This window comes from Stenotrophomonas sp. YJH_SMC_27 (genome assembly GCF_059369815.1).
Window position 1 is genome coordinate 1 of record NZ_JCAFTA010000020.1, and the last position, 18,828, is coordinate 18,828.

Consider the following 18,828-nt stretch of genomic DNA (forward strand, 5'->3'; position numbering starts at 1 on the left):
ACATCCACGGCTTCTACAATCCAGCCCGGCTACACTCGGCGCTGGGCTACCACTCGCCTAACAACTACGCCCGGCAGCTCCGGGCTGCCGCCTGAAACGGCTTCATGGCGTCCGTTTTCAGGGGGCCAGATCAGACACCCCGCAACCCGACACCGCCCCACCCCTGACAGTTTCCCGGTGACGGTGGGTGAACTGCGATGACTGGTAGGTGTCGACCTTGGTCGGCACGGATCATTGCGAACTGGTGGGTGTCGACCTTGGTCGACACCAGGAGCGAAGCGACCGGCGTTTGCTTTTGATTTTCTTTTTCTTCTCCGTGGCTGGACAGCACACGGAAACTGTCAGAGGCCGGGCGGGTGGGTTGCGCAGGGGCGTGAGCCGCATGGATGCGGCGATCGAGCTTACATGGACGTACTTGCAGCGTCCCCTGCGCCACCCACCCGCCCGGCCACGCGCGGCTTCTGCTTTTGCTTCTGCCTTCAGCGACCAACCAGCCAGCCACGAGGGGCTGCGCCGTTGGCTGGAACAACCTGTTACCCATACGGGGCATGTACCCGTCACAGCTGCATGCGATGCTGACCACCTGATCCCTGCCAGCGAGAACGCCCGCATGACCACCATCATCGCCCCGCGCGTGCACGACATCGGCGGCCTCGAAGTCCGTCGCGCCGTCCCCACCCTGCAGGCGCGCAGCATCGGCTCGTTCGTGTTCGTCGACCAGATGGGCCCGGCACTCATGCACCCCGGCACCGCCATCGACGTGCGCCCGCATCCACATATCGGCCTGGCCACCGTGACCTACCTGTGGTCGGGCGCGATCGGCCACCGCGACACGCTGGGGTCGGACCAGGTGATCCGTCCCGGCGACGTCAACTGGATGACCGCTGGTCGCGGCATTGCCCATTCCGAGCGGACACCGCAACCGGACCGCGCCCACGACAACCCGATCCACGGCATGCAGACCTGGGTGGCGCTGCCGAAATCGCACGAGGAAATCGAACCGGCCTTCTACCACCATGCCGCGGCTACACTGCCCGAGCAGCGCCGCAACGGTGCCTGGCTGCGGGTGATCGCCGGCCGCGCCTATGGCGAGGAATCGCCGGTGAAGGTGTTCGCCGATACCCTCAACGTGGCGATCGATCTCGACCCGGATGCGGAGATCGATATCGATGACGGCCACCGCGAGCGCGCGCTGTACATCCTCGAAGGCGACGCACAGCTGGATGGCGTGGACATCCCTGCACAGCATCTGGTGATTCCCGAGGCCGGCGCACGCGGCCGCCTGCGCGCGAAGACGCCGGTGAAGGCGATGCTGTTCGGTGGCGAGCCGCTGGATGGCCCGCGCCACCTGTGGTGGAACTTCGTATCCAGCTCGAAGGAGCGCATCGAGCAGGCCAAGCACGATTGGGAGGCCGGCCGATTCGGCACCATTCCGGGCGACGACAAGGAGTTCATTCCGCTGCCGCAGTATTGAACATCGCGTGTTGCACACATCCGAGGGTGTATCCCTGCACCCGGCGTTGACGCTACAGTCACCCGCTGAGCACTGAAATGTGACATAAATCACACTTTCGCCCTCAAAGGAGTGCAACACATGAGCATGGGTAAACGCTTGTCCGCCGAATTCCTCGGCACGTTCTGGCTGGTGTTGGGCGGCTGTGGCAGCGCGGTGCTGGCCGCCAAGTTCGGTGGCGACGGCAATCCGCTGGGTATCGGGTTCCTCGGCGTCGCCCTGGCCTTTGGCCTGACCGTGGTGACCGGCGCCTATGCGTTCGGCCATATCTCCGGCGCGCACTTCAATCCGGCAGTCAGCGTCGGCCTGTGGGCCGGCGGCCGCTTCCCGACCAAGGACCTCGTGCCGTACATCATCGCCCAGGTGGTTGGCGGCCTGCTGGCCGGCTTCATCCTGCTGCAGATCGCGTCGGGGGCCAGCGGCTTCGCCATCGATGGCAGCCAGGCCGGTGCGTTCGCCAGCAATGGGTATGGCGCGCTGTCGCCTGGCGGTTACAGCGTGGCAGCGGCCTTCCTGTGCGAAGTGGTGCTGACCGCCGTGTTCCTGATCGTGATCATGGGCGCCACCCATGGCAAGGCGCCGGCTGGCTTTGCGCCACTGGCGATCGGCCTGTCGCTGACCCTGATCCACCTGATCAGCATCCCGGTCACCAACACCTCGGTGAACCCGGCCCGTTCCACCGCCGTGGCCTTCTTCGCCGGCAGCGGCGCAGTAAGCCAGTTGTGGCTGTTCTGGGTCGCCCCGCTGCTGGGCGGCGCGATCGGCGGCATCATCTACAAGTGGATCGGCAACGACCGCTGAGGCCTGTGCGCACCATTGCGGCCGACCATCGGCCGCAATGGTTACGTCTGCAACTTCGATTTGTGCGATCGCTCACGTTCCGTTAAGGTTGAGTTGACCGTCCGTGCACACGCCGGGCGGGGCGGCATCCGGGGATGGGATGCCACAGCCGCCAGTCCTTCTGGTGGAGCCACACGACCGACCACCTTGGGGGATGCATGAAGTTCGCGCCTGTAGTGTTGTCGAGCCTGCTGTTCGCCGCAGCCCAGGCTGCCGCGCAGGCTCCCGCGGAATGTCCTTCGTTGCCGGCCAGCAGTGGCCTGCAGTGGCAGCAGCAGGTGTTGGCCGACCTTCTGGTCTGCCGCGCCAGCACCGGGGATGGACGCGAGGTACTGAGCCTGATGCTCAGCGCGCGTGACCCCAATATTCCGTTGAACCGGGCACTGCGCCAGGAAAAAGGCAGCTTCGGCGGTGAACCACTTTACTGGTACCAGCCCGATCTCGGTGGCCAGCAGCCGCCCGGCTATGCCGAGCGCCGCATCAGCGTGGTCAAGCTGGACAAGAAGCGCTACGCGCAGATTTCGCTGTACCCGGACAGCGCCCAGGAGCTGGGCTCGCTGCAGCAGTTGGCGCAGGGCATGAGCCTGACCCCGTCAGCCGTGGCCGCGGGGCGCTGAAGGTGACGGGGATGACTGCCTGGCAGCATCCCCGCAGGATCCGACTCGCGGGACGTCCGCCGGGCGTGGCCCGGCGGCGTTGCCGGCTTCTTTCGACGGGCCATGCCCGGCGCAATCCATCAGAACTTGCCTTCCTGGAAATCGACGAAGGCCTGCATCAGTTCCTGCCGCGTGTTCATCACGAAGGGGCCATGGCGCATCACCGGTTCGCGCAGCGGACGGCCGGCAACCAGGATCAACCGCGCGCCTTCACTGCCCGCCGAGAGGTGCAGTTGCTCGCCTCCGCCCAACACTGCCAGTTCCTGGCGTGCAACGTCGCGCGCAGCGTCCTGCTCGCCCACCGTCAGCCCGCCCTCGAACACGTAGGCAAAGGCGTTGTGCCCTTCCGGCAGCGTGTAGGTCCAGGCCCGATCAGGCGCCAAGGTGATGTCGAGGTAGAGCGGATCGGTGGCCGGTTGCACGATCGGACCCCGGGTGCCGTCCACGCTGCCGGCAATCACCTTCACTGTCACACCCGGCTCCGGCTGCACCACCGGAATCCGCTCGGGCGCGAATTCCTGGTACTTCGGGTCAGTCATCTTCTCCTTTGCCGGCAGGTTCACCCACAGCTGGAAGCCGCGCATCTGCCCGCTTTCCTGCTCGGGCATCTCCGAATGCACCAGGCCACGCCCAGCGGTCATCCACTGCACGCTGCCCGGGGTCAGCAGGCCTTCGTTGCCGTGGTTGTCGCGATGCCGCATGCGCCCGTCGAGCATGTAGGTGACGGTCTCGAAACCGCGGTGCGGATGTTCCGGGAAGCCGGCGATGTAATCCTCGGCGCGGTCGGTTCCGAATTCATCGAGCAGCAGGAACGGATCCAGATCGGGCAGCGTGGGGCCGCCGATGACGCGGGTCAGGCGCACGCCAGCACCGTCGGAGGTGGGCAGGCCACGGATGGTGCGCAGCACGCGGGCCGGTTCGGGAAGGCTCATGGCGACTCCTGTTGGATGGATGCCAGTGAAGATGGACGCCATACGGCCGTACGCCAATGGATGGCGCCGCAACCGATTGTTCCATCCCTGATGTTCGCTGCACGTCAGCACAACGAACGTACGACCAAAGTACTACCGCCGATTCGTCCTGCGCCAATTGACCCTGTCGAAGGCAAGCGGGACTCTTTGACTGTCTTTCCGGGAGAGAGCACCTCATGAAAGGGTTTTCAAAACTGGGCTGGGCGGTACTCGCCCTGCTCGGCGCATTCTGTCTGGGCACCGTGGCACTGCGCCGCGGCGAGCACATCAATGCGCTGTGGATCGTCGTCGCTGCGGTTTCGCTGTACCTGGTCGCCTACCGCTTCTACAGCCTGTTCATCGCCAACAAGGTGATGCAGCTGGATCCGACCCGGGCCACCCCGGCGGTGATCAACAACGATGGCCTGGACTACGTGCCGACCAACAAGCACGTGCTGTTCGGCCACCACTTCGCCGCCATTGCCGGCGCCGGCCCGCTGGTCGGCCCGGTGCTGGCCGCGCAGATGGGCTACCTGCCCGGCCTGCTGTGGCTGGTGGTGGGCGTGGTGCTGGCCGGCGCAGTGCAGGACTTCATGGTGCTGTTCCTGTCCAGCCGTCGCAACGGCCGCTCGCTGGGTGACCTGGTGCGCGAGGAGATGGGCCAGGTACCCGGCACCATCGCCCTGTTCGGTGCGTTCCTGATCATGATCATCATCCTGGCGGTGCTGGCGATGGTGGTGGTCAAGGCGCTGGCCGAAAGCCCGTGGGGCATGTTCACGGTGATCGCGACGATGCCCATCGCGATCCTGATGGGCGTCTACATGCGCTATATCCGCCCTGGCAGGATCGGCGAGATCTCGGTGGTCGGCCTGATCCTGCTGCTGGCCGCAATCTGGTACGGCGGCAAGGTCGCCGCCGACCCGGTGTGGGGCCCGGCGTTCACCTTCACCGGCACCCAGATCACCTGGATGCTGATCGGCTACGGCTTCGTCGCCTCGGTGCTGCCGGTGTGGCTGCTGCTGGCCCCGCGCGACTACCTGTCGACCTTCCTCAAGATCGGTACCATCATCGCGCTGGCCGTCGGCATCCTGATCGTGATGCCGGAACTGAAGATGCCGGCGCTGACCCAGTTCGCCGCCAGCGGTGATGGCCCAGTGTGGAAGGGCGGCATGTTCCCGTTCCTGTTCATCACCATCGCCTGCGGTGCGGTGTCGGGCTTCCATGCGCTGATTTCGTCCGGCACCACGCCGAAGCTGCTGGCCAATGAAGCGCACATGCGCTACATCGGCTACGGCGGCATGCTGATGGAATCGTTCGTGGCGGTGATGGCGCTGGTGGCGGCCTCGATCATCGACCCGGGCATCTACTTCGCGATGAACAGCCCGGCGGCGGTGATCGGTGCCGATGCGGCCTCGGCGGCGCACTACATCACCAACACCTGGGGCTTCACCATCACGCCCGAACAACTGACCGCGACCGCGGCGGCGATCGGTGAACCGACCATCCTGCATCGCGCCGGTGGCGCGCCAACGCTGGCGGTGGGCATCGCGCAGATCCTGCACGAAGCGATTCCCAGTGGCAGCGACGCGATGATGGCGTTCTGGTACCACTTCGCGATCCTGTTCGAAGCACTGTTCATCCTGACCGCAGTGGACGCCGGCACCCGCGCCGGACGCTTCATGCTGCAGGACCTGCTGGGCAATTTCGTGCCGGCCCTGAAGAAGACCGAATCGTGGACCGCCAACATCATCGGCACTGCGGGTTGCGTGGCACTGTGGGGCTACCTGCTCTATACCGGCGTGGTCGATCCGTTCGGCGGCATCCAGACGCTGTGGCCGCTGTTCGGCATCTCCAACCAGATGCTGGCTGGCATCGCGCTGATGCTGGGCACGGTGGTGCTGTTCAAGATGAAGCGTGACCGCTATGCGTGGGTCACCGGGGTACCGGCGGTGTGGCTGCTGATCTGCACCACCTATGCCGGCTTCATCAAGATCTTCGACAGCAACCCGGCACAGGGGTTCCTGGCCCAGGCACACAAGTTCCAGGCTGCCATTGCCAGCGACACCATCACCGCACCGGCCAAATCGGTGGCGCAGATGAAGCAGATCGTGGTCAATGCCTACGTCAACACCGGCCTGACCGCGCTGTTCCTGCTGGTGGTGGGCGCTGTGCTGGTGTATTCGATCAAGACCATCCTGGCGGCACGCCGCAATCCGCAGCGCAGCGACCGCGAGACCCCTTACGTGGCACTGAAGCCGCACGAAATGGTGGATCTGTGATGAGCACGCAACTGGTTCCCGCCGGCCAGTACCAGGCGCACCGCCGCATCTGGCGGCGCCTGGTGCAGACCGCACGTCTGTGCTGTGGCATTCCCGATTACGACAACTATGTCCGGCACATGCTGGAAAAGCACCCGGACCAGGAGCCAATGGACTACAAGACGTTCTTCCGCGAACGCCAGGAAGCGCGCTACGGTGGGCGCAATGGTGGCCGCTGCTGTTGAGGGTTGGGTGCCGGGCTTGCAGCCCGGCGCCCGCAGAGGCAACTGCAACTGCAACGGCGAAAGCGTCGGCTCTGGTTTTCCGTGAATTTGGCGGGGTGGTGTCGGATGGCGGGAAGCCGTAAACCCGTCCTTGGGGGCTTGGCCGCAGCATCCATGCCGCGGACACCCCGCCATCCGACACCACCCCACCTTCGACAGATTTCCGTTGACGGCAAGAAGCATCAGGGGGCAGATCCGTTTCCGCGGGGAAACGGATCTGTCCTTTCTTTGTTCATGGATACCCATGAAGTGCATCCACGCATGACGTGGATCTATCCGGTGGCAGGCAAAAAGAAAGCCGAGCGTGGGCTCGGCTCTGCACGGGGAAAGCGTGTCCACGGCAATTGCCGTGAACACGCAACATGATCGTCAGCTCAGGACTCAGCCGCCGGCCATCCACTTCAGGATCAGGCCGGTGACATACGCCAGCCCGGTGCCGGTGGCATAGCCCACCGTACCCAGCAGCACGCCCACCGGCGCCAGCGTCGGGTGGAACGCTGCTGCCACCACGGGAGCCGAAGCGGCTGCGCCGATGTTGCCCTGCGAACCAATGGCGAAGAAGAACAGCGGCGCGCGCAGCAGCTTGGCCACCACCCACAGCACCAGCACGTGGGTGGCCATCCAGATCGCGCCGAGCAGGAACAGCCACGGCCTGTCCAGCAGCGACAGCAGGTTCATCTGCATGCCGATGCAGGCAATCAGGAAGTAAAGGAACACCGTGCCCAGCCGCGAAGCGCCTGCCGCTTCCAGCCGGCGCGCACGGGTGAAGCTCAGGCCCAGGCCCATCGCCGTGGACAGCAGGATCACCCACACGAACTGGCTGTCCAGGCTGAACTGGCTGGCCCAGCTGATATTGGCCTTGAACCAGCCCGACAGCGGCGCGGCGATGGCGTGGGCCAGGCCGACGCCACCCAGAGCCACGCCGACGATCACCATCAGGTCGGTCATGCTGGGAATGCGCGCGTTCTGTGCCTCGTAGGCGCTGATCCGTGCCTTCATCTCGTCGATGGCGCGGGTATCGGCCCCGTTGCGGGTGTCGATCTGCTGCGCGCGGTTGGCCAGGAACAGCAGGATCGCCATCCACAGGCTGGCACAGGCCACGTCGACCACGGCGAACTGGCCGAAGGTGGTGGCGTCGGTGCCGAACACCTCGCGCATGGCCACCATGTTGGCGCCGCCACCGATCCAGCTGCCGGCCAGCGCGGCCATGCCGGCCCAGGTATCACCGGCCACGGTTTCCGGGTGGATCAGCTTCATCAGCTGGAACGAGACGATTGCGCCGAGCATGATGCCAGCGGTACCGGCACAGAACACGAGCAACAGCTTCGGGCCGAGCTTGATGACGCCCTTCAGATCGATCGACAGGGTCAGCAGGACCAGTGCAGCCGGCAGCAGCACGTCACGCGCGACCGGGTTGTACAGCGAGGTGTTGTGGCCATCGATGACACCGGCGGTGTTGTAGATGGCGGGAATGAAGTAGCACAGCAGCAGCGCCGGCACCCAGGCGAAGATCTTCTTCAACAAGGGGGTCGGACCACTGGCAGCCCAGAAGATCAGGGCCAGGGTGGCGGCGATCAGGCCCAGTCCAACGATATCGTTGCTGATCAGGGCGGTAGCGGGTTCGGTCGGCATGGGATCCTCTGTCGATCGAAAGAGCGGAAAAAAAAGCGCCGCATAAAGCGGCGCAGTTCCAGATTAACACTGTCTTCACGCCGGGTCATGCCGCAGCGCGGAGCAGGTCGGCCGCTTGATCAGGCGGGGCGCGAAGCGCCAAAGTCCAGGGTGACGCGTGTCCCGCGCAGCTCGCAGGGCTGCAACTGCAGTGTCCAGCCCAGGTGTTCACACAGCCGCGCGATCAGGTCCAGGCCGATGCCGCTGCCACGGTCGGCACGCCCGCCGCGGGCCATGCGTGCATGGATCGCCGCGATCTCCTCCGGGCTCATGCCGTGCCCGGGGTCCTGCAGGGTCAGCACCGCCGACGGACTCAGCTGCAGTTCGATATGGCCGCGACCGCTGTTCTCGATGGCATTGCGCAGCAGGTTGCCGATCGCCGCCTGCACCACCGCCATCGGCGCGACGATATCCACCGGCGCGGCCTGGATACCGATGCTCAGGTCCTTGTCGCCGAGGAGGTGGCGATGGTCGTCGACGATCTCCGGCAGCAGCTGGTCCAGCGCGATGCGCTCGGCACGCGCCGCCAGGCGCGCCGGATCGCGCGCCAGCACCAGCAGCAGCTCGATCAACTGCTCCACGCTCTGCGCCGTTCGCAACACCCGCTGCATCTGCTGGCGGGCGCGCTCGGGCAGGCCCGGTTGCTCCAGTGCCAGTTCGGCGGCACCGGTCATCACGGCAATCGGCGTGCGCAGTTCGTGGCTGGCGGTGCTGATGAAGACCCGCTCACGCTCGACGAACTGCTCATTGCGGTCAAGGTAATCGTTCAGTGCATCGGCGATGGTATGCAGTTCGGAACTGCCGCGTGGATCGACCTCGATGCGCTGGCCCTGCACGCCCGGCCGCAACGCGGCGATGTGCTGTGCCAGCAGGCTCAGCGGGCGCACCATGCGTTCCATGCCGAACGACGCCATCAGTACGGTGACGAAGATCATGATCACCCCGGCCAGCATCACCCAGCGCGTGGCGAACTGTTCCAAGTCATGAAAATCGGAAATGTCCAGAACCAGCGCGACCCGGCCCATCGACTCGGTTTCGCGCACCATCACCGCCGTCTCACGGCCCTTGATCATTACGCCGTCATGCAGCCCCGGATGCAACGTACGCAGAGCGTCGGGCAGGTTGACCGCATCGAAGCGATACAGGCTGAGCGTGTCCGAATCCTGCCAGCGGTAATGCGGCTCATGCTCGACGTGCTCGACGATGCTGTCCAGTTCGGAGTTGAGCAGTGCGCGCCAGGCGGCGTGCTCGGCATGCTCGTGCACATAGTTGCCAACGCTGAACACCGCCAGTGAAAGCAGCGCCAGATAGCCCAGCAACCACCACACGACCCGACGGTACAACGGGCCCGGCTTACGCGCCTTCATCGTCATCCTTGCCGGCATCGCTGGTGGAACTCACCGCCAACCGGTAGCCCACCCGCGGCAGCGTGTGGATCAGTTTCTTGGCGAACGGGCCGTCGACGCTGCGACGCAACTCGTAGACGTGCGAGCGCAGCAGGTCACCATCCGGCGGCTCATCGCCCCACAGGGCGAACTCCAGCTGCTGTCGTGTCACCGCCCCCGGGCTGGCCCGCATCAGCACTTCCAGCAATTTGCGGCAGGCCGGGTACAGGTGCAGCAGCTGGCCCCCACGCTGGGCCTCCAGCGTTGCCAGATCCAGTACCAGGTCGCCCACCTGCAGGCGCTTGCGCGGGTTGCGGCCCTGCGCACGCAGCAACAGCGCCTCCAGCCGCACCTCCAGTTCTGGCAGCGCGAACGGCTTGGTCAGGTAGTCGTCGGCACCGGCGCGGAAGCCGGCAATCTTGTCCGGCAGCTCGTCACGCGCGGTCAGCATGATCACCGGCACTTCCGATGCTTGCTCGGCGCGCAGCCGGCGCAGCACCTCCGGGCCCTCCATGCGCGGCAGCATCCAGTCCAGGATCACGGCGTCGTAAGGGTGGCTGCCGGCCAGGTGCAGGCCGGTGATGCCATCCGGGGCCACGTCAAGCACATGCCCGCGCGACTCGAAATAGTCGAACAGGTTGGCTACCAGCTGGCGGTTGTCCTCGATCACCAACAGACGCATGCACGAAACACCCACGGAAGTTCGTACCATGGTAGCGCCGCGCATGTCGGAATGCGGTCGCCCCGGCCCCGCTCTGACGCTTTTCCCACCCCCGCCACCTCAGAATGGCCGTTTTGCTCCCGGAGCCTGCCGTGCCCGTAGCCCTGCCCCGCCGTTGGCGCCTGCCCCTGTTGTGGCTGTTGATCGTTGCTGCGCTGGCAGCGGGGATCGGCCTTCGGCAGCCGCAGCCGCCGGACGAGCCGCGCTTCGTGCTGGCGGCCCGGACCATGGTCGAAAGCGGGCAATGGCTGCTGCCGCACCGGGGCGTGGAGCTGTATGCGGAGAAGCCGCCGGTCTTCATGTGGCTGCAGGCGGCGGCCTACGAGATCGTCGGCAGCTGGCAGTGGTCGTTCCTGCTGCCGTCGCTGCTGGGCGCCCTGCTCAGCCTGTGGCTGGTGTCGGATCTGGCACGCCGGCTGTGGTCACCGCGGCATTCCCTGTATGCCTTGGCGGCGCTGTTCTGCACCCTGCAGTTCGGGCTGATGGCCAAGCGCGCGCAGATCGACATGGTGCTGGTGGGCATGACCACGGTGGCCCTGTGGGGCCTGATGCGCCATCTCTGCGAGCGCCGCAACCTGCCCGCACTGTGGCTGGCGGGTTTCGCGGCCGGCCTGGGGACAGTGACCAAGGGTGTGGGTTTCCTGCCGCTGTTGATGGTGCTGCCATGGTTCGGCTGGTGGCTGTACCAGCGTTGCCGCGGCCTCAGGGGGGATGGTCCGCACCCGGCAACGCTGCTGTGGCTGATCCCGGCCTTCCTGCTGGGCGTGTCGGTGTGGCTTGCGCCGCTGGGCTGGGCCCTGCTGCACACGCCCAGCGCCGAACTGCAGGCCTACGCGCATGAGCTGTTGTTCAAGCAGACCGGTACCCGCTATGCCAACGCCTGGCACCACCGCCAACCGGTCTGGTACTACCTGCAGGTGATCCTGACCCTGTGGCTGCCCGGCAGCCTGTTGCTGCCGATGCTGTTCAGACCCTGGTGGCGCCGCCTCCGCCGAGGCGACCGCCGGCAGTGGCTGCTGCTCGGCTGGGCCATTCTGGTGCTGGTGTTCTTCAGCGCCAGCCCGGGCAAGCGTGAGGTGTATGTGCTGCCGATGCTGCCGGCAATGGCACTGGCGGCGGCGCCACTGCTGCCGGGCCTGCTGCGCCGGCTGTGCGTGCGCCGCTACCTGTTCGGCTACAGCGTGGTGCTGATGCTGGCCACCGGCGTGCTCGGCGTCATGCTGTTGACCGAGCACCCTTGGGCCCTTGCGCAGCTTGAGCGCCGGGCAATGCCCGATACGCTGCTGCCGGTGCTGGGCGATGGCCTGCTGACCTTCGCCATCGCCCTGGCCACGCTGATCGTGTGGCTGCGGGTGCGCCGCGCCGCAACGCTGGTGCTGCTGACCCACGGCATGCTGTGGATGCTCTACGGCCTGGTGTTGATTCCGGCGCTGGATCCCTACGCTTCGGCATCGGCGCTGATGCGCCGGGTCGGCGCACGGATCGGGCCGGACGCCGAACTGGCGCTGGTCGCCTGGCGCGAGCAGAACCTGCTGCAGGCCGACCGCGCGGTGCGCGAGTTCGGCTTCAAGCGGCCTTGGGCCGAGCAATGGCACGATGCCGGCCCCTGGCTCGCCGAAGCGCCGGACAAGCGCTGGCTGCTGGTGCTGGACGATGCAATGAGTCCCTGCGTGGACCCGGCCAAAGTGATCGACATCGGCATGGCCAACAGGAATCGTTGGCAACTGCTTCCCGGTACGGCCTGGGACCCGAAATGCCACGCCGAACGGACAGGATCGACCGCAGACGAAGACTGAACGTTGACGTGCGCCGGGGAGTCATTAACCCGGCGCGAACGGGCGTCCGACCCTTCTCCGACATCAAGGTGACGAGCATGAGCGCGGATTCCCGAACCGCCCCTTCCCAGCATGCCCGTTCGTCCCATTGATGCGGTTGCGCCGCCTGCGACATCGCCACTGGCGTCAAGATTCGCCGTAACTCACTTCTGGCTGCCTGTCGCAATCGGTCTGCCCCTGTTTACGCTGCTGATGGGTTTCGGCGGCGATCAATGGGTCGCCGATCACCTGTTCCGTCTTGAAGGTGGCCACTGGGCGTTGCAGGACGCCTGGGTCACCCGCACAGTGGTGCACAAGGCCGGCAAATGGCTGAGCACGTCGGCGGCGCTGGTCGCGATCCTGTTGTGCGTGCACCACTGGCGCAAGGGAGGCGATCGCACCCTGCGATGGGCGCTGCTTTATGTCGTAATTGCCATGGCGCTGGGGACGGGCGTGATCTCCCTGCTGAAGGCCCTGGTGCCGATGGAATGTCCCTGGGACCTGCTGCGCTACGGTGGCCATCAGCCCTATATCGGCCTTTTCACGCAGCGCCCGGCCGGAATGCCCGCCCAGGCGTGCTTCCCTGCCGGCCACGCCAGCGCGGGCTATGCGTGGCTGTGCCTGTACTATTTCGCCCTGCTGTGGCGCCCGTCGTGGCGCTGGGCTGGGTTGTGGATCGGCCTCGGCACCGGCCTGGTGTTCGGCATCAGCCAGCAGCTGCGCGGCGCGCATTTCCTTTCGCATGATGTTGCCACCGCGTTGATATGTTGGTTGCTGTCACTCGGCCTGTACCTGATCGTCAAAGGCATCCTGATCCGCCATCCGCTGGACCGTCCCAACCGCCAGGAGGCAAACGCATGAGTGCATCGGTCCAACGCCCCGCCGGCCCTTCTGCGTTGGCGGGTCTTCGCCACTGGCGGCCACAGCTGTCCACCGAAGCGCTGATCGCGCTGACCAGCCTGTTCTTCGCGGTGGCCGGCAACGGCCTGTTCTGGCACAGCGCGATGGCCAGCCATCCGGGCAGCCTGCGCTACGCGCTGTCGCTGCTGCTGTTGCTGCTGGGTGCGCACGGCGTGCTGCTCGGCATCCTGGTCTGGCGCTGGAATGCCAAGGTGGTGATCAGCCTGCTGCTGCTGGTGACCGCGTTCGCCGCGCACTACATGGGCCGCTACCACATCTACCTGGATGCGGACATGCTGCGCAACGTGCTGGCGACCGACCCCAAGGAAAGCCGCGAGCTGATGACCGTGTCGCTGATATGGCCGGTACTGCTGCTGGCGGTGCTGCCGATGCTGGTGCTGTGGCGCGTGCAGCTGCGCCGCCGCAGCTGGGGCCGCAGCCTGCTGTGGCGGCTGGGCTTCCTTGCAGTAGCCGCAGTGACCGCCGTCGGCGGCGCGTTGATCTCGTTCCAGGATGTCTCGGCACTGATGCGCAACCAGCGCGAAGTGCGTTACCTCGCTACGCCCGCCAATGTGCTGCTGGGCATGCCGCGTGCACTGCGTGGCGACAACCCGGTGCAGCGCGCACCGAAGTTGCCGATCGGAACCGATGCCAAGGCCACCCCGCGCGCGCCGGCCAGCAAGCCGCGCCTGCTGGTGATCGTCATGGGCGAGACCGTGCGTGCGCAGAACTGGGGGCTCAACGGTGGCCGCAACACCACCCCGGAACTGGCGCAGGCCAGCGTGATCAATTTCCCGGACATGCACTCGTGCGGCACCAGCACCGAGGTTTCGCTGCCGTGCCTGTTCTCGCCATGGGGTCGTCACGACTACGACGAAAAGAAGATCCGTGCGCACCAGTCGCTGCTGCACGTCCTGGACCGCGCCGGCATCGTGCCGTTGTGGCGTGACAACCAGTCCGGCTGCAAGGGCGTGTGCGAAGGCCTGGACTTCCAGTCGCTGTCCGATGCCACCACGCCGGGCCTGTGCGCCGATGGCCGCTGCATGGATGAGATCCTGCTGCAGGACCTGGCCACCCAGGTGCGGGCCAGGCCCGGCGACCGGGTGGTGGTGCTGCACCAGCTGGGCAACCATGGCCCTGCGTACTTCGAGCGTTATCCGGCCGCCTTTGCCCGCTTCAAGCCAACCTGCGACACCCGTGACATCGGCCGCTGCTCGCGCGAAGAGATCACCAACAGCTACGACAATGCCGTGCTGTACACCGATCACTTCCTGAGCAAGACCATCGGCACGCTGCAGGGCATGCAGGACTACGACACGGCGATGATCTACCTGTCCGACCATGGCGAGTCGCTGGGCGAAAAAGGCCTGTTCCTTCACGGCGTGCCCTACGCCATCGCCCCGGCCGAGCAGACCCGGGTACCGATGACGATGTGGTTCTCGCCGGGCTTCGCGAGCAGCCGCGGGTTGGACCTGCAATGCGTGCGCAAGCGCTCGACGGCATATACCGACCATGACAACCTGTTCCCGTCGGTGCTGGGCCTGATGCAGGTGAAGACCTCGCTATACGAGCGCGACCGCGACGTTTTCGCCAACTGCGAGAGTTGAGGGTTTGTCGGCAGGGCTGCGCCCTGCCCCCGCCGAGGCCACTGCACAAGCAACGGCAACAGCAGAAGCAGGCGATTCGTGGCTTGGCGGGGCGGTGTCGGAATGCGGGGACGCCGCAAGTACGTCCATGTAGGCTTGGCAGCCGCATCCATGCGGCTGACACCCCGCACTCCGACACCGCTCCACCTCTGACAGATTGTCCCGATCTGGTAGATCCACGCCATGCGTGGATGAATTTCCATCGGAATCGAATAGTCGAATTGAATTCGAAAAGCATCCACGCATGGCGTGGATCAATGACAGGTCGCGGAAATCTGTCGAAGGCGGGGTGGGTCCGGTTGCGGGGGCGTGAGCGCCATGGATGGCGCGACCGAGCCTTCATGGACGGATTTACGGCGCCCCCCGCAACCGGACGCGCCCCGCCAAACCACGGATAGTCCGCTGTTGCTGTTGCTTCGGCCTTTGCCCTTGCTTGAAAGCCTCTGCGGGTGCCGGGCGCGGCCCGGCCGACTTCCGCCACTTGCGGTGGCAGCGACGGCCCACTAGCCTTCGGCCGTCGTTCACCACCCAAGGACCGCCCGTGAAACACCGTCATCTCCTGCTGGCCTCGGCAATCGCCGCCGCCACGCTGGCCCTGGCCGCCTGCAAGAAGGAAGCTGCCCCAGGCACCGATACCGCCAGCAGCAGCGCCCCGGCCGGCGAAACCGCCGACCAGTTCGTGGCCCGCATCAATGCCGAGTTCAAGGCCGCCTACCCGGAGATGACCTCGGCGCAATGGCTGTCCTCCACCTACATCAACAGTGATTCCGAACGCATCGCAGCCAAAGCCAACGAGCGCTCGTTGACCCAGCTCAACAGCTGGATCGAACAGGCAGCCAAGTTCGACGGCAAGCCGATGAGCGAGGACAGCAAGCGCGCGATCCACCTGCTGAAGCTGATGTCCTCGATGCCGGCGCCGCGCGACCCGGCCAAACTGGCCGAGCTGACCCAGATCGCCACCCGCATGGAAGGCAGCTATGGCGCCGGCAAGTACTGCACCGATGCCAACGACCCGAACTCCTGCCGGCAGCTGGGCGAGCTGGAGCAGGTGCTGGCACGCAGCCGCGACTACGACAAGCAGCTCGACGCCTGGCAGGGCTGGCACAGCACCACCAAGAACATGCGCGGCGACTATCAGAAGTTCGTCGGCCTGGTGAACGAAGGCGCCAAGGGCATGGGCTTCACCGATGCCGGCCAGATGTGGCGCAGCGGCTATGACATGCCGCCGGAGCAGATCGGCCCGGAAACCGATCGCCTGTGGGAACAGGTCAAGCCGATGTACGAACAGCTGCACTGCTATGCGCGCGCCAAGCTGGACAAGACCTACGGCAAGGACAAGGCCGAAGTGGGCAATGGCCTGATCGCCGCGCACCTGCTGGGCAACATGTGGCAGCAGGACTGGTCCAACCTGTGGGACCAGCTGGAACCATACCCGGGTGCCGGCAGCCTGGACATCACCGCTGCACTGGAAAAGCAGTACCAGACCAACCTGAGCGCGGCGCTGGCCAAGGCCGGCAAGGACGCCAGTGTGGCGGCCCAGTACAAGGCGCAGCGCGAAGCCGAACTGCGCACCGCCAAGCAGATGACCGAGCGCGCGCAGGACTTCTACGTGTCGCTGGGCATGCCGTCACTGCCGCAGTCGTATTGGGAAAAAACCCAGTTCATCAAGCCTGACGACCGCGACGTGGTCTGCCACGCCAGCGCCTGGGACATGAACATGGAAGGCGACGTGCGCACAAAGATGTGCATCAAGCCGAACGAAGAGAATTTCACCACCATCTACCACGAGCTGGGCCACATCTATTACGACCTGGCCTACAACCCGCTGCCGCCGCTGTTCCAGGGCGGTGCCAACGACGGCTTCCATGAAGCGATCGGCGACACCATCGTGCTGGCGATGACGCCCAAGTACCTCAGCTCGATCGGCCTGGTCGACGCGCCGACCGAAAGCCGCGAGGCGGTCATCAACAACCAGATGCGCATGGCGCTGTCGGGCGTGTCGTTCCTGCCATTCGGACTGATGATCGACCGCTGGCGCTGGGGCGTGTTCGATGGCTCGATCACCGCCGACAACTACAACAAGGCATGGTGGGACCTGAAGGCCAAGTACCAGGGCGTGGCCCCGGCCAGCAGCCGTGGCGAAGAATTCTTCGATCCGGGCGCGAAGTATCACGTGCCGGGCAACACCCCGTACACCCGTTACTTCCTGGCGCGCATCCTGCAGTTCCAGTTCTACAAGGGCCTGTGCGACGCCTCGGGGTACAAGGGCCCGCTGCATGAGTGCACCTTCTACGGCAACAAGGAAGCCGGCCAGAAGTACTGGGCGATGCTGAGCAAGGGTGCCAGCCAGCCGTGGCAGGCCACGCTGAAGGAGCTGACCGGCACCGACAAGCTCGATGCCGGCCCGATGATCGAGTACTTCACACCGGTCAACGAGTGGCTGAAGCAGCAGAACGAAGGCCAGATGTGCGGCTGGCAGGCCAACGCGGCCCCGGCGGCGAAATGAGAAAAGGGGCGGGTCCGCGAGGATCCGCCCCTGATGTAGCGCCGGGCCGCGCCCACGTGACCGGTGGGCGCCATTGCAGCGAACGCATCGCCATGCGCGCGGAGCCTTTCGCCAAGCAGTGACAGTGATTCATGCCCGGCGGCTCTTCATCGCACCGCTGCGCTCGCCGGGCATGGCCCGGCGCTATCCACGGCGGATCAGCTGTTCTTCTTCGCTGCCATCGCCGCGGCCAGCTCGGCCTTGAACTCCTCGAAGGTCTGGCCCTTCTCCTTTGCTTCGGCCTGTGCGGCATCACGAAGTGCATCGGAGTACATCAGGCGCACCGGCGTGCCATTGCGTTCGTGCAGCTCACCGGCCTGCATGATCAGCGCCAGCACCTGCGCAGCGCTCTCGCTGTGGCCGGCGATGCGGCCATCCATGCCCAGCACCCATTCGCCATCGCGGCGAACGACACCGGCCAGCAGGGTGCGCTGCGCGTCGCGCAGTTCGGCATGCGGCTCCACCGGCGACGCCTGCGCGGCTGCCTTGTTGGCGGCCTGCTTTTCCTGGCGACGGCGCTGGTCGCGGCGGGTCTTGGAGCTGGTGGACATGGTGCGGTACCGCTGCGAAGGGGGCGCAAGGATAACGCACCCCGCCCGCAGCGCTGCTTCACGCGTGCTCGATCCAGCACGGTCAGTCCAGCACCTTGCCGTGCCGCCAGTAGCCCATGAAGGTGATCGCGCGGCGGTCCAGCCCGCAGTCGCGGACCAGGTGGCGACGGATCGCCATTACCGCCGCCGCCTCGCCTGCCACCCAGGCATACAGCGGCCCGGCCACGCGGGTATCGGCCTGCTCCCAGAGGATCTGCGTATCGACGTCGATCTCCTCCAGCGCATCGCCGGCAGCCGCGCCCGGGGCCGCTGCCAACCGCGCCTGGACCGCCTGCAGCAACGGCTGTCCGTAGGCGGCCCGCCCGCGCGGCAGCCAGACCAGCTCGGCGCTGGAGGGCGCCTTCAGGTGCACGGCATCACCGGCCTGCGCCACCTCCAGCAGCGCCAGCGTGCGCGGCGGATCGACCATGGCCGCCAGTTCCTCGAGGATGCCGGCCACCGCCGGCAGCGCGGTTTCATCCGCCACCAGCAGCACCTGGCCGACTCCCATCGGCGGTTTCCATTCCCAGCCTTCGCTGCTGTCGGCACAGTCGGCATCGGGGGCCAGCAGCACTACGCGGTCGCCCGGGCGAGCGTGGACGGCCCAGCGCGAGGCCGGCCCGGTTTCGCCATGCAGCACGAAATCAACGTCGACCTCGCCCTGCTCGGCACGCAACTGCCGGATCGTGTAGGTGCGCATGGGCGGGCGCTGGTCGTCCGGCAGTGCCCGGTAGCGGGGATACCAGTCCTCGCCGCTGGGCACCGGCGGCACGTCCTGGCCGGGCAAGGGGAAGAACACCTTGATGCGCTGGTCCGGGCCTTCGGTCTTCATCCGCGCCACGTCGGCACCGGTGAATACCATGCGGTCCAGGGAAGGAGAAAGAACGCGGCGCTCCTTCAGCGCCACCTCGAACAGGCGGTAGGTCTGCTGCGCAGCCATGGGGGAACCTCATGCAACGACATCGGATCGGCTGGCTGTCGTGCATCCACGCACCGGCTGGCTGGAGTCCCCAGCCTAGTCCGGTCGTTCCTCGCCGCAAGCGTTACGGGCATCG

Annotated in this window: 15 protein-coding genes; 9 read left to right on the forward strand and 6 right to left on the reverse strand. The window is 66.0% G+C overall.

Annotated elements, in window-relative coordinates; genetic code table 11:
* Positions 1 to 610 precede the first annotated feature (610 nt).
* The 3 genes from AC5P7R_RS20600 to AC5P7R_RS20610 all read left to right on the forward strand — a co-directional run bounded on the left by AC5P7R_RS20600 (position 611) and on the right by AC5P7R_RS20610 (position 2,970).
* Positions 611 to 1,474, forward strand: coding sequence for a pirin family protein (locus tag AC5P7R_RS20600; protein WP_021203180.1), 864 nt, complete (start codon positions 611 to 613; stop codon positions 1,472 to 1,474).
* A 120-nt stretch (positions 1,475 to 1,594) separates the two neighbouring features.
* A complete protein-coding gene (aqpZ, locus tag AC5P7R_RS20605) occupies positions 1,595 to 2,314 on the forward strand; it encodes an aquaporin Z (RefSeq protein ID WP_260808413.1) in 720 nt (239 codons plus the stop codon).
* Positions 2,315 to 2,511: 197 nt separating this feature from the next.
* Positions 2,512 to 2,970, forward strand: a complete 459-nt coding sequence (locus AC5P7R_RS20610; protein ID WP_188250365.1) for a hypothetical protein — start codon at positions 2,512 to 2,514, stop codon at positions 2,968 to 2,970.
* A 119-nt stretch (positions 2,971 to 3,089) separates the two neighbouring features.
* Here the strand turns inward: AC5P7R_RS20610 and AC5P7R_RS20615 are convergent, their stop codons facing one another.
* The gene (locus AC5P7R_RS20615; RefSeq protein ID WP_019662177.1) at positions 3,090 to 3,941 is read right to left on the reverse strand and encodes a pirin family protein; all 852 of its coding nucleotides are present in this window, start codon (positions 3,939 to 3,941) and stop codon (positions 3,090 to 3,092) included.
* 215 nt (positions 3,942 to 4,156) lie between these two features.
* Here AC5P7R_RS20615 and AC5P7R_RS20620 point away from each other — a divergent pair, with 215 nt between their 5' ends.
* Positions 4,157 to 6,238: a carbon starvation CstA family protein gene (locus AC5P7R_RS20620; RefSeq protein ID WP_227854364.1), complete on the forward strand. Its 2,082-nt coding sequence runs from the start codon at positions 4,157 to 4,159 to the stop codon at positions 6,236 to 6,238.
* Entirely contained in the window at positions 6,238 to 6,462 is a 225-nt protein-coding gene (locus tag AC5P7R_RS20625; protein ID WP_005410613.1) for a YbdD/YjiX family protein, read from the forward strand. The genes AC5P7R_RS20620 and AC5P7R_RS20625 overlap by 1 nt, the downstream gene beginning before the upstream one ends.
* Before the next feature lie 420 nt (positions 6,463 to 6,882).
* Here the strand turns inward: AC5P7R_RS20625 and AC5P7R_RS20630 are convergent, their stop codons facing one another.
* The 3 genes from AC5P7R_RS20630 to AC5P7R_RS20640 form a co-directional block, all read right to left on the reverse strand.
* The gene (locus AC5P7R_RS20630; RefSeq protein WP_021203179.1) at positions 6,883 to 8,133 is read right to left on the reverse strand and encodes a DUF819 family protein; all 1,251 of its coding nucleotides are present in this window, start codon (positions 8,131 to 8,133) and stop codon (positions 6,883 to 6,885) included.
* A gap of 119 nt (positions 8,134 to 8,252) precedes the next feature.
* Entirely contained in the window at positions 8,253 to 9,539 is a 1,287-nt protein-coding gene (locus tag AC5P7R_RS20635) for a sensor histidine kinase (protein ID WP_021203178.1), read from the reverse strand.
* Positions 9,526 to 10,239 (reverse strand): response regulator transcription factor, encoded by a 714-nt coding sequence (locus tag AC5P7R_RS20640; protein ID WP_019662181.1) that lies wholly within the window; start codon positions 10,237 to 10,239, stop codon positions 9,526 to 9,528. The genes AC5P7R_RS20635 and AC5P7R_RS20640 overlap by 14 nt, the downstream gene beginning before the upstream one ends.
* 104 nt (positions 10,240 to 10,343) lie before the next feature.
* On the opposite strand from AC5P7R_RS20640, the gene AC5P7R_RS20645 reads away from it, so the two are divergent.
* From AC5P7R_RS20645 to AC5P7R_RS20660, 4 genes are all read left to right on the forward strand, one after another.
* On the forward strand, positions 10,344 to 12,074 hold the full coding sequence (locus AC5P7R_RS20645; RefSeq protein WP_478435945.1) for an ArnT family glycosyltransferase: 1,731 nt from the start codon (positions 10,344 to 10,346) through the stop codon (positions 12,072 to 12,074).
* 111 nt (positions 12,075 to 12,185) lie between these two features.
* Entirely contained in the window at positions 12,186 to 12,953 is a 768-nt protein-coding gene (locus AC5P7R_RS20650; protein WP_021203176.1) for a phosphatase PAP2 family protein, read from the forward strand.
* Positions 12,950 to 14,599, forward strand: coding sequence for a phosphoethanolamine transferase (locus AC5P7R_RS20655; RefSeq protein ID WP_021203175.1), 1,650 nt, complete (start codon positions 12,950 to 12,952; stop codon positions 14,597 to 14,599). Before AC5P7R_RS20650 ends, AC5P7R_RS20655 begins: the two co-directional genes overlap by 4 nt.
* A gap of 580 nt (positions 14,600 to 15,179) precedes the next feature.
* Positions 15,180 to 17,144 carry a M2 family metallopeptidase gene (locus AC5P7R_RS20660; RefSeq protein WP_188250366.1) on the forward strand — a complete coding sequence of 655 codons (1,965 nt, stop codon included), beginning with the start codon at positions 15,180 to 15,182 and terminating at the stop codon, positions 17,142 to 17,144.
* A 197-nt stretch (positions 17,145 to 17,341) separates the two neighbouring features.
* Here the strand turns inward: AC5P7R_RS20660 and AC5P7R_RS20665 are convergent, their stop codons facing one another.
* Entirely contained in the window at positions 17,342 to 17,734 is a 393-nt protein-coding gene (locus tag AC5P7R_RS20665) for a hypothetical protein (protein WP_008265644.1), read from the reverse strand.
* Between the two features lie 82 nt (positions 17,735 to 17,816).
* Positions 17,817 to 18,713, reverse strand: coding sequence for a siderophore-interacting protein (locus AC5P7R_RS20670; RefSeq protein ID WP_207050023.1), 897 nt, complete (start codon positions 18,711 to 18,713; stop codon positions 17,817 to 17,819).
* Between the last annotated feature and the right edge of the window lie 115 nt (positions 18,714 to 18,828).